The 12,319-nt window shown below is 43.9% G+C and carries 12 protein-coding genes; 6 read left to right on the top strand and 6 right to left on the bottom strand.

Annotated elements, in window-relative coordinates; all coding sequences use genetic code 11:
- The first annotated feature begins 127 nt into the window (after window positions 1–127).
- The 6 genes from mltC (at window position 128) to rplS (ending at window position 4,997) form a co-directional block, all read left to right on the top strand.
- Window positions 128–1,243, top strand: a complete 1,116-nt coding sequence (gene mltC, locus MEPCIT_RS01635) for a membrane-bound lytic murein transglycosylase MltC (RefSeq protein ID WP_013975706.1) — start codon at window positions 128–130, stop codon at window positions 1,241–1,243.
- 315 nt (window positions 1,244–1,558) lie between these two features.
- Window positions 1,559–2,893 (top strand): signal recognition particle protein, encoded by a 1,335-nt coding sequence (gene ffh / locus MEPCIT_RS01630; protein ID WP_013975705.1) that lies wholly within the window; start codon window positions 1,559–1,561, stop codon window positions 2,891–2,893.
- 93 nt (window positions 2,894–2,986) lie between these two features.
- Window positions 2,987–3,241, top strand: a complete 255-nt coding sequence (gene rpsP, locus MEPCIT_RS01625) for a 30S ribosomal protein S16 (protein ID WP_013975704.1) — start codon at window positions 2,987–2,989, stop codon at window positions 3,239–3,241.
- 20 nt (window positions 3,242–3,261) lie between these two features.
- Window positions 3,262–3,810, top strand: a complete 549-nt coding sequence (rimM, locus tag MEPCIT_RS01620) for a ribosome maturation factor RimM (protein WP_013975703.1) — start codon at window positions 3,262–3,264, stop codon at window positions 3,808–3,810.
- Window positions 3,811–3,858: 48 nt separating this feature from the next.
- Window positions 3,859–4,623, top strand: coding sequence for a tRNA (guanosine(37)-N1)-methyltransferase TrmD (trmD, locus tag MEPCIT_RS01615; RefSeq protein WP_013975702.1), 765 nt, complete (start codon window positions 3,859–3,861; stop codon window positions 4,621–4,623).
- A gap of 26 nt (window positions 4,624–4,649) precedes the next feature.
- A complete protein-coding gene (gene rplS, locus MEPCIT_RS01610; RefSeq protein WP_015580487.1) occupies window positions 4,650–4,997 on the top strand; it encodes a 50S ribosomal protein L19 in 348 nt (115 codons plus the stop codon).
- Window positions 4,998–5,058: 61 nt separating this feature from the next.
- Here the strand turns inward: rplS and cls are convergent, their stop codons facing one another.
- From cls to MEPCIT_RS01580, 6 genes are all read right to left on the bottom strand, one after another.
- Window positions 5,059–6,519, bottom strand: a complete 1,461-nt coding sequence (cls, locus tag MEPCIT_RS01605) for a cardiolipin synthase (protein ID WP_013975700.1) — start codon at window positions 6,517–6,519, stop codon at window positions 5,059–5,061.
- A 519-nt stretch (window positions 6,520–7,038) separates the two neighbouring features.
- Window positions 7,039–7,431: a 30S ribosomal protein S9 gene (gene rpsI / locus MEPCIT_RS01600; RefSeq protein WP_013975699.1), complete on the bottom strand. Its 393-nt coding sequence runs from the start codon at window positions 7,429–7,431 to the stop codon at window positions 7,039–7,041.
- A 15-nt stretch (window positions 7,432–7,446) separates the two neighbouring features.
- Window positions 7,447–7,875, bottom strand: a complete 429-nt coding sequence (gene rplM / locus MEPCIT_RS01595; RefSeq protein WP_013975698.1) for a 50S ribosomal protein L13 — start codon at window positions 7,873–7,875, stop codon at window positions 7,447–7,449.
- A 414-nt stretch (window positions 7,876–8,289) separates the two neighbouring features.
- Window positions 8,290–10,014 (bottom strand): phosphoenolpyruvate-protein phosphotransferase PtsI, encoded by a 1,725-nt coding sequence (gene ptsI, locus MEPCIT_RS01590; protein ID WP_013975697.1) that lies wholly within the window; start codon window positions 10,012–10,014, stop codon window positions 8,290–8,292.
- A gap of 48 nt (window positions 10,015–10,062) precedes the next feature.
- A complete protein-coding gene (ptsH, locus tag MEPCIT_RS01585; protein WP_013975696.1) occupies window positions 10,063–10,320 on the bottom strand; it encodes a phosphocarrier protein Hpr in 258 nt (85 codons plus the stop codon).
- 185 nt (window positions 10,321–10,505) lie between these two features.
- Window positions 10,506–12,293, bottom strand: a complete 1,788-nt coding sequence (locus MEPCIT_RS01580; protein ID WP_013975695.1) for a DEAD/DEAH family ATP-dependent RNA helicase — start codon at window positions 12,291–12,293, stop codon at window positions 10,506–10,508.
- Window positions 12,294–12,319 lie beyond the last annotated feature (26 nt).

The raw sequence follows: 12,319 nt of genomic DNA, 5'->3' as shown, positions 1-12,319 counted from the left end.
ATATACCTGCGGCAGCCTAAATACAAAACAGTACTTATACTTATATACTTATATAAAAAAAGCATGAAGCAGAAGGACAATATTACCAAATGTATCCTACCGAACTAGTTAACCGCATTTATGTAACATGAAAAAAATATGGCCTTTATTAATTATTATTACCATTACTAACTTATTAACATCATACACCCACGGTAAAGAAAACATCGAATGCGAAAGAAAAAACACCAATGGTTTTAATATGGTCATGAACCAATTTGCCCATAACATAACAACTCTATGGGGTATGAATGAAGTGCTAATTGCTGGGACGAAAGATTATGTTAAATACACCGATCATTACGAAACCCGCTACCAAATAAAATTTGATACTGGTGCTATCACCATTGAAACCATTGTGGGCGACAACCCTGGCAAGTATCTGCGCCAAGCAATTGTTAACACCATTTTGATGGGGAATGATCCAGTTAGCATAGATTTTTACTCGGATGCGGAAGTGATTCCTAGCAGTCAAAAGCCTTTCATCTATGGGCAGATGCTGGATAACGACGGCCAGCCGATTCGCATAAAGTGGCGAGCCGCCACTTTTGCCGATTATATGCTGCAAACCAGGCTAAAAACCAGCACCAATGGCCTGCGGCAAAAGTGGTCAGTTACCATTCCACTAATGCTAAATCATGTGGACAAACGCTCAAATAAATACCGGGGGATAGTGCGTAAAGCCTCGCAGCAATATGGTGTTGATCAGTCGCTGATCCTGGCGATAATGCAAACAGAATCTAGCTTTAACCCCTATGCTGTGAGTAATGCCGACGCCTTGGGTCTCATGCAGGTGGTACAGCACAGCGCAGGACGCGACGTGTTTAAAATGAAGGGCAAACGTGGCCAGCCAAGCCGCAGCTATCTGTTAAACCCGGGAAATAATATTGATACCGGTACGGCTTATCTAGCAATGCTACAAAAAAGCTATTTAGGTGGGATTGTCAATCCCATGTCGCGACGATATGCAGTTATAACAGCCTATAACGGTGGTGCTGGTAGTGTGCTGCGGGTCTTCGCAAGCAATCAAAACCTGGCGTTTCAGATAATCAATGGTATGCAGCCAGAACAAGTTTATCAAACGTTGTCGACGCAGCATCCGTCGGCAGAATCGCGCCTCTATCTATCTAAAGTTAATAACTTACAGAAAAACTACTGCCATTGCCAACAGCATACGATTACTCATGCTGTATCGTCACCTTAGCTAACTAAGTAAGGTATGTTCAAGGTAAAAGTAAAATACTAGTAGGCGGCATAGCAGAAAAACATAAGAACGTATTCAGCGCAGCACTAGCAATAAGTGTACTGATAAATGTGCCAATGTCGCTTTTCCTTACCGCATTAAGCCATCACTACTTATCCTCCTGCGGCGTATGACTTTTTATCAGCGCACCATGATCCCACTCTGAATCCAACTATTATTATCAGGACTATAGTTATTCCTGCCAACTTAATGTTATACTAATATTAATTGTACTAATGTCGTGCGCGCGACCAGAAACCAGGTGTCGAAAAAAATATGTTTGACCATTTAACCGATAGATTATCACGCACGTTGCGTAATATCAGTGGCAGAGGACGTTTGACTGAAGCAAATATAAAGGATACTGTGCGCGAAATACGCATGGCGTTGCTAGAAGCTGATGTGGCACTACCGGTGATACGAGATTTCATCAGTCGGGTAAAAGAGAACGCGCTTGGGCAGGCAGTCAATAAAAGATTTACTCCAGGGCAGGGATTCGTCAAGATCGTCCGCGCAGAACTGGTGAAAGCTCTGGGAGAAGCAAACAATGCACTAAATTTAGTAGGGGTACCGCCGCCAGCAGTGGTAATGCTTGCTGGGTTGCCAGGGGTAGGAAAAACCACAAGCGTTGGTAAGTTAGGCAACTATCTGCGCGAACAACAGAAGAAACAAGTACTGGTGGTATCCGCAGACGTTTATCGACCAGCTGCTATCAAGCAGCTGGAAACCTTGGCACATAAGGTAGGAGTTGATTTTTTTTCATCCGACGATATAGCACAAACACCGCTCGATATTGTTCATCTGGCGCTAAATCAAGCCAAACGGTTATTTTATGATGTACTTCTGGTTGACACCGCCGGCTGTCTGCCAGTGGATGAAACCATGATGGCGGAAATTATCGCTATTCACGCAGATATCCAACCAATAGAAACTATTTTTGTAGTTGACGCTATGACAGGGCAGGACGCCGCCCATACCGCCCAAAACTTTAATCAAACTTTACCGCTGACCGGAGTAATCCTGACAAAGGTTGATGGCGATGCACGTGGTGGCGCTGCTCTTTCAATACGGCATATAACTGGTAAACAGATCAAATTCATGGGAGTAGGTGAAAAAATGGACGCACTTGAGCCATTTTATCCCAATCGACTAGCCGGGCAGATACTAGGTATGGGTGATGTTTTGTCAATAATCGAGGATCTAGAAAGAGAGATCAAACGAGAACAGGCGAACAAACTTACCAATCAGCTTAACAAAGGCGACAGTTTTGATTTAACTGATTTGCTAGTTCAAATCAAGCATCTGCGCAATATGGGCGGCATAGCCAGTCTGATGAGTAAGTTACCAGGCTTCTGCCAACTGCCAGCACAAGTACAGTCGCAGATGGACGATAAAGTGATATTGCACATGGAGGCTCTCATTAATTCTATGACCGCTAAAGAACGCGTATGTCCAGAAATCATCAACAGCTCGCGCAAACTACGTATTGCCGCTGGCTCTGGCATGCAGGTTAATGATGTCAATCGCTTGCTGAAGCAGTTAGACATAATTAGCACAATGAAAAAAGGCGGTATAGCGAATATTATGCGTCAAATGAAGGAAAGGGTATAATGCCGCATGATTTCCATGGTTGTTAATTTTTAATTGTTGTTTTGCCTATAAAACTGATAGTTTTAGTAAATTTTATTCATTCTAGAGAAGATTATGGTAAAAATTAGGTTGGCACGTGGTGGCGCTAAAAAACGCCCATTTTATCAGATAATAGTAACCAATAGCCGCAATGCGCGAGACGGTCGTTTCATTGAACGTATTGGGTTTTTCAACCCGACGGCTACTGGTAAGGCTGACGGATTGTGTTTCGATTTTGATCGTATTAAACATTGGGTTAACCAGGGGGCCAAAGTTTCTGACCGTGTGTCCGCGCTGATCAAAGAAGCAAAACAAGCAGGATCATCATAATCCTTTCTAGTGTAAAAAAAATGAACAAAAAAAACTGCATTACAGAACCAGTTGAACCGGTAGTGGTAGGCAAAATGGGCTCATCGTATAGCATACGCGGCTGGCTTAGATTGTGTTCTTCCACTGAAGAAACAGAAAAAATTTTTGATTACCAACCCTGGTTCATAAAGATAGCAGGTGAGTGGCAGATGATCTTGCTGGAAAACTGGAAGCGCCACTATCAGGACCTAATAATCAAGGTCAGAGACGTTGAAAACCGGGAAGCGGCGCGGCTTTTGACTAATTGTGAAATCTGCGTTGATGCTGCGCAATGGCCAAAATTAGACAACGGCAAATACTACTGGAAAGACCTTCTTAGGTGCCAAGTTTTAACTGTCGGTGGTTATAAGCTGGGAGACGTAATTGATTTAATAGAAACTGGGGCAAACGATGTTCTGGTTGTAACAGCCAACTTAAAAGATGCCTTTGGCCTTCGTGAACGATTGATTCCGTTCATCGTCGGACCGGTAATTCAAAACGTCGATCTTGCTTCCAAATTGATTGAAGCTAACTGGGACCCAAGAGTGTGATTGCTGATCATGAAGCTGGTGATACCAGCATAAGCTGGACGTAGTAAAATGTGGATTGGTATTATTAGTCTGTTTCCCAAGATGTTTCAAGCAATTACTGATTACGGGGTGACTGGCCGGGCAGTAAAGAATGGCCAACTGCAGTTGCAATATTGGAGTCCGCGTGAATTTACCCATGACCGGCATCGTACTATTGACGATCGTCCTTACGGCGGAGGAGCTGGTATGCTGATGATGGCACAGCCCTTAAGAAAGGCGATTAATGCGGCCCAAAACCAGGGAGCTGGAACAGCAACAGCAAAGGTTATTTATCTTTCTCCGCAAGGTCGTAAACTCAATCAACAAGGCGTGAAAGAGTTGGCCGCTCAACCAAATATCATTTTGGTTTGCGGCCGTTATGAAGGTATTGATGAACGTTTAATCACCACAACGATTGATGAAACATGGTCTATGGGTGATTATGTCCTAAGCGGTGGTGAACTAGCAGCGATGGTGTTAATTGACACAGTAGCCAGGTTTATTCCCGGCGTGCTGGGACATAAGTCCTCCGCGGCTGAGGACTCATTTGCCGATGGGCTGCTGGAATTTCCTAACTATACTCGTCCTGAAGTATTTGATAATATTAAGGTGCCGCCAGTTTTGCTGTCGGGTAATCATGCTGAGATTCGTCGCTGGCGTATGCAACAATCATTGGGCCGTACCTGGCTGAGCAGACCTGAACTACTGGAAAGTCTAGCTCTGACTAATGAGCAAGCAATGCTGCTAACAGAATTCCAGCGAGAATATCATTCTCATTCTATGCCGAAACATTGATGGCTAGTTGGGGCCAAAGAACAATTATGAGCAACATTATTAAGCAAATTGAACAAGAACAGATGAAGCAAGACATACCTTCTTTCCGACCAGGTGATTCGGTAGAAGTCAAAGTGTGGGTTGTTGAAGGCAGCAAAAAACGTCTACAAGCATTCGAGGGCGTGGTTATCGCTATTCGTAACGGTGGTCTACATTCTGCATTCACTCTTCGCAAAATAGCCAATGGCGAAGGCGTTGAGCGTGTTTTCCAGACGCATTCGCCAGTAATCTACAGTATTAATGTGACACGTCGTGGCGCAGTTAGGAAGGCCAAACTATATTACCTGCGCCAATGTACCGGTAAGGCAGCACGCATCAGAGAAAGACTGCACTAGAATTCTAACCGTAACAATACAAGAGTCATAGCAAACCTAACATGCTATCTGACAAAGTACATTATAACAATGGACTGAAAAAGTAGAACAGCCGCTCGATAATACGCTGCCAGTAAGGACGTTTAGACCAGATGATGGTATCGATAAGCCTTGATCTGGCAATATAATCTTCTTGTACTCTAGCAAGAGAGCGACCAAACTCGTTGTCATCGATTACCAGTGTAATTTCAAAGTTTAGCCACAAGCTACGCATATCGAGATTTACCGTCCCCACCAAACTCAACTGGCAATCGATTAAAACACTTTTTGTATGCAGCAAGCCGCCCTCGAACTGGTGTATGAATACGCCGGCTTCAAGTAGCTCTGCGAAAACGGCTCTGCTAGCCCAACCTACCAGTATTGAATCGTTATGGCGCGGAATAATAATATGTACTTCTACACCCCGCTGCGCCGCGGTACAAATAGCGTGGAGTAAATCATCACTGGGCACAAGATAAGGCGTTGTTATAACTAATTGCTCGCGCGCTGCATAAATAGAAGTAAGCAAGGCCTGATGAATCACACCATCGGGAAAACCTGGCCCTGAGGCGATTACTTGAATGGTATGTCCTGAGGATTGTTCAACAGGGATGATATTGACATCGGGAATAGATGGGAGAATGCGTTCTCCTGTCTCTATTTCCCAATCGCAGGAGAAAATAATGCCCATAGCGATAGCCACTGGTCCTTCCATACGCGCCATAATATCGATCCACTGGCCAACTCCAGCTTCCTGTTTAAAAAAACGCGGATCTGCCATATTCATGCTACCAGTGTAGGCGATATAGTTGTCAAGCAGCACCATTTTACGATGCTGTCGCAAATCCATGCGGCGCATAAACATGCGCAGGATGCTTACTTGTAATGCTTCCATGATATTAACGCCGGCAGCACGCATCATCATAGGGTAAGGACTACGGAAAAATTCCACGCTGCCAGCAGAATCTAGCATTAAACGGCAGCGCACGCCGCGCCGCGCCGCCGTCATTAAAGCTTCAGCTACCTGGTCTACTAGACCACCTATCTGCCAAATATAAAATACCATTTCAATATTATTTTGGGTAATATATATATCACGAATCAAGGCATGTAGCACATCATCGGTGCTGGTTAACAGTTGTATTTTATTGCCTTTCAAGCCACCAATACCTTGCCGTTTTTCGCACAGTAGAAATAGAGAACGAGCTACTTCGCTAGTTTCACTGGCGAACATGCGACAACATACTTTCATGTTTCTAATCCATTTGGTGGTTGATGGCCAAAGAGCCTTACTACGTTCGATTCGGCGTTTACCAAGGTTTAGTTCGCCAAATAACAAATAAGTAATAATCCCTCCCAGCGGTAGAATATATATTACCAATAACCAAGCCATGGCAGCTGGCACAGAGCGACGTTTCAGAATGACCCGTAAGGTGACGCCAGCCATCAATAACCAATAGCAGAAAAGCAATAGCCAGTTGATTATTGTATAAAATATTGTCATATGGACGAAAAATCCTGTTCACTAAATAAGCGTCCACCTGATTTTACGCACACAAAGTAAAAAGAGGAAATGGTTTTACGAGAAACGGATTGGCATAGCTAAAAGTAGCTATAATGGTATTATTTGTTGAGTAAGTGATAAATTAATGATTTGGTAACACTGAACGCAGTCAGCTGTTTTTTTTGCTTTTATATGGAATCCTTAGGCAGGCAAATAACATAGAAGCAGCGCACGCATCAAGCACCGTGCAAAATAAACTACTGCAGCTGCGCAACTGCTACACAATAAATACACAGAGCTGATTGATTACAACATTATTAGTTATTGACAACTACTTCTTGACCTGTTGCCAGTAGTTAGCTGGGTTAAATGTGGTATAGGTTAGGGGTATTAGTGTCATGAACAATGGCAACACAACAAAGTTGTGTAAGAATAATAAAGTTTCTTTAATTAAGAAAGCAGTAAACAAAAAAAACCATGGTTGAGTACGTACTTTCAACGTCAATACAATAGATATAACTAACGTTTAGAAAATTGCGGCTGCCGACGTGCTTTACGCAGACCAACTTTCTTACGTTCCACCTGACGGGCATCACGCGTAACAAAACCTGCTTTGAGCAAACTGGTGCGTAAATTTTCATCATATTTCATCAACGCACGAGTAATACCGTGGCGAATGGCTCCTGCCTGACCTGATATACCACCACCTTTAACAGTGATGTACAGATCAAGGTTATTCACCATATCAACTAGTTCCAGCGGCTGACAAACAACCATGCGGGCAGTTTTTCGACCAAAGTACTGATCTAACCTACACTGATTAATAACGATATTACCGCAACCAGCCTTAATAAATACGCGGGCGGAAGCGCTTTTACGGCGACCAGTACCGTAATATTGATTTACAACCATTGTTGATAATCCTAATTAAATTTCTAGCACTTGCGGTTGCTGTGCTGCATGTTTGTGTTCGTGACCGGCGTAAACTTTCAGTTTACGTAACATAGTACGACCCAATGGACCTTTTGGTAGCATGCCCTTAATGGCTATTTCCAGTATACGTTCAGGACTTTTAGCCATCATCTTGTCAAAAGTTACTTCTTTGATACCACCGACGTGACCAGTGTAGTGATAGTAGATTTTATCATTACGTTTATTGCCAGTAACACATACTTTGTTAGCGTTCAGTACAATAAGATAATCACCGGTATCTACATGTGGCGTATATTCTGTTTTATGCTTGCCACGCAGCCGATGCGCCAAGAAGGTCGCAAGACGGCCAAGTGTTTTTCCTTTACCGTCCACAATATACCAGTTACGTTTTATAGTTTCTAGTTTGGCTGTAAAAGTTTTCATTAAATACTTACCCCAATTGAAGATCCAAATGGTGTTATTAACCACCCACTAATAAAATTCTATGGTGCCACATGTCCCGTTCAGCCAATATAATTGGCTGAATATTTCTTGCTTACCTACCCCCCCGACTACTCCTCGTCATCGCAATCCATTAGCTAAACTGCCCATACACAGCTTATTTAGAGCATTGTAAGGAAAGCATAGATAAATATCTACTGTTTTTTTTTGCTTCAACAATCTGATCCACAAATAAGGTTCTTAACAAGACGTACATCAAACACGACATACAGCCAAGTACGTTAATGCCAGCTCTTTACCTTAATAGGTAGGGTAACTTGGTTAGTTTGTTACTATGTTTATGCACTATAGACTAAATAATAATTTAGATGAGATCAGTTTTGTGAAATCAGTAGCTCATTTTTTTTCAATAAATTTGTTTACCAAATTAATTAAATCTTCTGCAGTTGACTGAGCTAATGCTTCCTTTGCTAATTTCTTTGCATCGCAAAAATTGGTATTGCGAATGATTTTCTTAATACTAGGTATAGAGATAGCACTTATGCTGAATTCATCCAGTTCCATTCCTAATAACAGTATTGTAGCATGTTCATCTCCCGCAAGCTCGCCGCACATACCAGTCCATTTACCAGCAGCGTGAGATGCGTCAATAACTTGTTTGATTAAGGTCAGTACTGCAGGAGACATAGGGTTATATAGATTAGCAATGAGCTTATTCCCGCGATCAACGGCAAGAGTATATTGGGTAAGATCGTTTGTACCGATACTAAAGAAATCTACTTCCTGTGCAAGATGGTGTGAGATAACCGCGGCGGCCGGTGTTTCTACCATCACTCCTACTTCGATGCCCTCATCGAAGCACTTACCCTCTTCACGTAGTTGCTGTTTTAGCAGCGAGAGCTCATGTTGTAGGGTACGTACTTCTTCCACGGAAATAATCATCGGATACATGATGCGCAGTTTGCCAAAAGCGGAGGCGCGTAGAATGGCGCGCAGCTGTGTGTGCAATATTTCTTTACGGTCGAGCCCAATGCGGATGGCACGCCATCCGAGGAATGGATTGTCCTCTTTCGGTAGATTCATATAAGGCACAGACTTATCACCACCGATATCCATGGTACGCACTATAATAGAGCCAGTGGACATAGATTCCACCACCGCTTTATAAGCTTGGAACTGCTCTTCTTCGCTAGGTAATGAATCACGGTCCATAAACAAGAACTCGGTACGATACAGGCCTATTCCTTCGGCACCGTTACTTTCAGCGCTCATCACGTCACGCAAGGTGCCAATATTGGCGCATAATTCCACCTTATGACCGTCAAGCGTCACTGCAGGTAGATCATTCAGTTTAGCCAATTCTTTCTTTTCTGTTGCGTATTGTATTTGCAGCGCTTTCAGCTGTTCAATTAATTTTGGTTCAGGATTAATATAAATCTGGTTATTTATAGCATCCAGAATCAAATAATCACCATTAGTGACTTGCTGAGTAATATTACCAGTGCCAACGATAGCCGGCAGCTCCAGTGAACGAGCCATAATTGATGTATGTGAGGTTCGGCCACCGAAATTGGTGATGAAGCCCAACACTTTATTCAGATTAAGCTGCGCAATTTCCGAAGGAGTCAAATCTACCGCTACTAGTATGGCTTCATCGCTGATGGCATTCAAGTCTATATCTATAATCGGCAGTGCAAGAATATTACGCAGCAAACGTTTACCAATATCGCGCACATCGGTGGCGCGTTCTTTTAGATATTCGTCATGAAGTTCTGCCAATGCCTTTGCCTGCTGTTCAAGCACTGCATAAACAGCAGCATCTGCGCTAACGAGTTGTTCTTTGATAAAAGCTATGATGTCTTGCTCAAGTTCTTCATCTTCCAATAACATTATATGACTATCGAAGATGGCTGCCTTTTCTTCACCGCAGGTGTTTCTCGCTTTAGTTTTGATTACTTCCAGCTGCGCGGCAGATTGGGCACGTCCAGCACGAAAACGTTCAACTTCCTGCTCGACCTGTTCTGCAGTGATGTTTTCCCCGTTGATTACCAACTCCTCTTCCTTAAGTAGCAACACTTTACCAAATGCAATACCCGGTGATGCTAAAATACCTGAAATCATAACCCCACCCTACTCATGATGCATAGCATAACAAAGACCTGACCTATATTACTCCAGCTCTGCGAGCAGTTTAACCAACTGTTCTACTGCTTTTTGTTCATCCGCGCCTTCTGCTGCGATATTAACGATAGTACCCTTAGTCAGACCAATAGTTTGCAATTTTAACAAGCTTTTAGCGCTGGAGCTTTTGCCATTTGAGGTGACGGTAATGTCGGAAATAAATCCTTTTGCTTTTTTAACAAACTGAGCGGCAGGACGAGTATGTAGACCATTAGGAGCAGTAATCTTAACTTCTTGCTGGTACATTTTGTCTTCCTAATTTATTGGATAATGTCAATGCTAGAGTAGATGCCGGACCGGATGCCTGGCTGTTTTTTTTCACCTTTAGTTACTGATGCTGTATATCGTGCGCATGTTATTTTATGCGTTATTCAATCATAACACCGCTGCTTAAGCTGAGGTCATCGAAAACAAGCGCGAAGCCAATTAATTTACTTTCTTCTTAATTTACTGTCGTCTGTTAACCTTGCGCCGCGGTATTCTGGGCGCTTACTGCCACGACTAAACCGGCTTTCGCTGCTAATGAACTTTCGGCGATCATCACAGCTGCGCGACCATGCGGCACCTATAAACTGCATTTTAATCGGTTTATTCATAATACGCGTGCGGGTAAAGTTAGATAGCATTTCTCCTGTCATACCTTTAGGCAACTCAATTGTAGAATAGGAGGCGAATAATTTAATATTGCCTATATAGCGGCTATTAATGTCACCTTCGGTGGCGATGGCGCCAACTATATGGCGTACTTCGACACCATCATCACGACCTACCTCGATACGGTAGAGATCCATCTCACCTCTGTCGCCGCTGTTACGACGCTGCCGCGATAAACGTTCGTCGTTCTCCTGCCGCTCGTTGCGCTTCAGGAACTCGCGGCGTGGGCGTCGTTCAATCAACGAATCAGGGGGCAGGATCAGTGGGCGTTCACATTGGGCCATTTTTAACAGAATAGCTGCTAGCGTTTCCATATCAATTTCTTCTGCCGGTTGTAGTTTGGTTAGCAGTGAGCGGTACAGATCAAGATCTCTACTTGCCAGCTGATTTTGTACCTTAGCAGTAAACTTAGACAAACGACGTGTACTCAATACCTCAGCGGTTGGTAGTTCTACCGCAGGTATGGTCAGCATCATAATGCGTTCGATATTGCGTAGCAGACGGCGCTCTCGATTTTCCACGAATAATAGCGCCCGGCCGGCGCGGCCGGCACGACCGGTACGACCAATACGGTGTATGTAAGAATCGGAATCCAGCGGAATATCGTAGTTCACGACTAGGCTGATGCGATCAACGTCTAGGCCGCGAGCGGCGACATCTGTTGCAATCAGAATATCCAAGCGACCATCCTTTAAACGTTCTAATGTTTGCTCGCGTAGTGTCTGATTCATGTCACCGTTTAGGGCAGCACTATTATAACCGCTACGCTCTAACACTTCTGCTACTTCCAGTGTGGCGGTTTTTGTGCGTACGAATATAATGGCAGCATCAAAATCTTCTACTTCTAAGAAACGTACCAGAGCTTCATTCTTGCGTATACCATGAACTGTCCAATAGCTCTGGCTGATATCCGGACGTGTAGTAATACTGGATTGAATACGCACTTCCTGCGGATCGTTCATAAAACGGCGAGTAATACGGCGAATTGCTTCCGGCATGGTCGCAGAGAACAGCGCGGTCTGGTGTTGCTCTGGTACCTGTGTCAAAATTTTTTCTACGTCTTCGATAAAGCCCATGCGCAACATCTCATCTGCTTCGTCGATTACTAGTCCACTCAAATTAGATAGATCCAGAGTACCGCGTTTCAAATGGTCTAGTAGGCGGCCAGGAGTGCCGACCACAACTTGCGGCCCTTGACGCAACGCGCGCAACTGGACATCATAACGCTGACCGCCGTACAGGGCTACTATACTAACACCTTTCATATGTTTGGCGAAATCGGCGCAGGCTGACCCAACTTGTATCGCCAGTTCTCTAGTAGGCGCTAGTACTAGCACCTGTGGTGCGGCTAGTTCGGGATTAATATTGTGTAACAGCGGCAGAGAAAAGGCCGCAGTTTTACCGCTGCCGGTCTGCGCCATACCAAGGATGTCACGTCCGGCCAACATAGGCGGAATACAGGCGGCCTGGATAGGTGACGGCTTTTCATAACCTAGATCGGTCAGGGCTTGAAGTATAGAAGATTTTAGCCCCAGATCAGTAAAAAAAGTTGTTATTGTAGACATTGAAACACGCCTCATTCTGGCGACCA

The organism is Candidatus Moranella endobia PCIT (assembly GCF_000219175.1).
Taxonomy (GTDB): domain Bacteria; phylum Pseudomonadota; class Gammaproteobacteria; order Enterobacterales; family Enterobacteriaceae; genus Moranella; species Moranella endobia.
This window is presented reverse-complemented; position numbering and strand designations above follow the sequence as displayed.

Excerpts from the sequence above, each read along its gene's own strand:
- mltC (WP_013975706.1), top strand. The coding sequence starts at position 128 with ATGAAAAAAATATGGCCTTTATTAATTATTATTACCATTACTAACTTA.
- ffh (WP_013975705.1), top strand. The coding sequence starts at position 1,559 with ATGTTTGACCATTTAACCGATAGATTATCACGCACGTTGCGTAATATC.
- rpsP (WP_013975704.1), top strand. The coding sequence starts at position 2,987 with ATGGTAAAAATTAGGTTGGCACGTGGTGGCGCTAAAAAACGCCCATTT.
- rimM (WP_013975703.1), top strand. The coding sequence starts at position 3,262 with ATGAACAAAAAAAACTGCATTACAGAACCAGTTGAACCGGTAGTGGTA.
- trmD (WP_013975702.1), top strand. The coding sequence starts at position 3,859 with ATGTGGATTGGTATTATTAGTCTGTTTCCCAAGATGTTTCAAGCAATT.
- rplS (WP_015580487.1), top strand. The coding sequence starts at position 4,650 with ATGAGCAACATTATTAAGCAAATTGAACAAGAACAGATGAAGCAAGAC.
- cls (WP_013975700.1), bottom strand. The coding sequence starts at position 6,519 with ATGACAATATTTTATACAATAATCAACTGGCTATTGCTTTTCTGCTAT.
- rpsI (WP_013975699.1), bottom strand. The coding sequence starts at position 7,431 with ATGGTTGTAAATCAATATTACGGTACTGGTCGCCGTAAAAGCGCTTCC.
- rplM (WP_013975698.1), bottom strand. The coding sequence starts at position 7,875 with ATGAAAACTTTTACAGCCAAACTAGAAACTATAAAACGTAACTGGTAT.
- ptsI (WP_013975697.1), bottom strand. The coding sequence starts at position 10,014 with ATGATTTCAGGTATTTTAGCATCACCGGGTATTGCATTTGGTAAAGTG.
- ptsH (WP_013975696.1), bottom strand. The coding sequence starts at position 10,320 with ATGTACCAGCAAGAAGTTAAGATTACTGCTCCTAATGGTCTACATACT.
- MEPCIT_RS01580 (WP_013975695.1), bottom strand. The coding sequence starts at position 12,293 with ATGTCTACAATAACAACTTTTTTTACTGATCTGGGGCTAAAATCTTCT.